Here is a 1,815-nt window from a genome sequence, read left to right on the forward strand (position 1 = left end):
GAAAGCCTTCCAGTCGTGTTACCACACTTTCGACCCCGTACACCGGATCCCGGCCAACCGCAGGCCCGTAACCAGCACAAACCCGAGACGGACCGAGCTCATGTGTCTACGAACTGCGGAACCCGGGACTTAGCGCCAGAAGTTGTCCCGCCTCCCGGCCTCCGACGCTGCCCCGGAGATGCTTCCTGGCCTGCTGAAACGCCTCCCGTCGGTTCCCGTGTCGTCCACGGCGGGCGCGGAAACATTGCGACCCTGGGTGTCCCGCCGTGCCGAACGTCCGGTACCCGACAGTCCCTTCTCGTCGCGTTAGTTGGAAGGGCATTGAGGTCGTTGACCACAACCGCCATGCTGGTTGCTATGAACTATGGCGTGCCCCTTCGGGTAGAGTTTCTCCTTCCGGGTGCCGCCACGCTCGCTAGCGGACTCTGGCTCACTGCATCCCTCGGCAGTCTGGTCGAAGCCGATTCCACCCGATGGATCGCACGAGTCACGTCCCCAGGAGGTAACGGATCCCTCCAGACCATCATTGCTCTTCTCATTCTGATTGGAACTTCCTACGCGATCGGTGTCGTTGTCGTGATGGGCACCTTCATTTGGCCCACTAACCGTCTGATACGGAACACAAGAGCTGCCCGCCTTAATAAGTTGCAGGGCCTCGATGCCAAGCTGGGTGGCGGCCAGCAGCAGGCAACCGTCAACTATCTCCGACGTCTCTTCAACCCGAATACAGCGGAGCACCCAGCGGACTCCCCTGAGAAGACAGAGCAGTCCGAGGGTGCTACAGACGCCTCGCCGAAGGGATGCTGGTGGACTGATCGGGACCGGTGGTGGAGACAGTTGTTCTCCCGGCCGCAAGACCTGCCGTTGGACCTGCAGCTTGCGCTCACGCTAGCGCGACGCGACATGTCGCAGGCGGCGCAGAGTGAGTACGAGTACCGGCGATCGGTACGTCAGATGTGTGTAGGAATCTCGCCAGCCGTGGTGATTGCAATGACCGCCGCGGAAATATCTTTTTGGTCCGTGGACGGCCGAAGTTGGCTCTGGGACATCCTGCTCGGGCTGCTGTCCTTTGCTATCGGCGCGATTGTCATCTGTGGGCTAATGGCGGGAGCCAAATACCAGGAAATGACCGCTCAATGGCTACTGCTTGATTTAGCGTTCCTGCACTACTGGGCCAACTGTTCCCCAATCGACCCGCTGTCGCCCCTGCCAGAACCTCGCGCTCAAACCCTCGAATCCTGAGACGCTCTCCGTTGTTTGGAGGCACAATGTCGGTAATACGGCCCACAACCGTGGAGGTCGAAACCTCGCTCCGGCTCGTGGCACCTGACGCCACAACCGTGCCCGTTCGCGCCAGCCTGCGCTACGATCCAGCCGACCCCTACAACGTTCACGTCTTCTTCCACATGGAGTCGGCGGGCGAGGCTGTCATCTGGGCCTTCGCCCGCGAGCTGATTGTCGCGGGCCTCGACGAGGCCGTTGATTCGGCCAACATCCGCATTTACCCCTGGGCTACCCCCCGCGGTGATTTCGTCGCTCTGGCGCTGTCGTCGCCGGACGGCAACGCCCTCTTCGAGGTACCTCGTTCGGTCCTTGTTCGCTTCCTCCGCCGCACCTTCGTGCTCGTCCCGCGCGGCAGCGAGTCCGAAACCCTTGATGTCGATGAGGCGTTCAACCGCCTACTTAGACCCGGGTTCCGCAGTTTGTGGTCAAACGATCATCGGAATCTGGGCGTTGAGCAGCGAAGATTGATGCATGTCTAGAGAGAGTCGTGTGTCCACGCCCTTGGCATGTTCTTTGATCTTGGTTATGTGG

1 protein-coding gene and 1 pseudogene are annotated in these 1,815 nt (G+C 60.8%); both read left to right on the top strand.

Annotated features, from left to right (window positions below; genetic code table 11):
• Positions 1-357 precede the first annotated feature (357 nt).
• Positions 358-1,242 (top strand): hypothetical protein, encoded by an 885-nt coding sequence (locus tag DLJ47_RS35335; protein ID WP_146228041.1) that lies wholly within the window; start codon positions 358-360, stop codon positions 1,240-1,242.
• 26 nt (positions 1,243-1,268) lie between these two features.
• Positions 1,269-1,685 (top strand): annotated as a pseudogene (locus DLJ47_RS06860) (SsgA family sporulation/cell division regulator); the annotation flags it as partial.
• Positions 1,686-1,815: the final 130 nt, after the last annotated feature.

The organism is Micromonospora sp. S4605 (assembly GCF_003176715.1).
GTDB classification, from domain to species: Bacteria; Actinomycetota; Actinomycetes; order Mycobacteriales; family Micromonosporaceae; genus Micromonospora; species Micromonospora echinaurantiaca.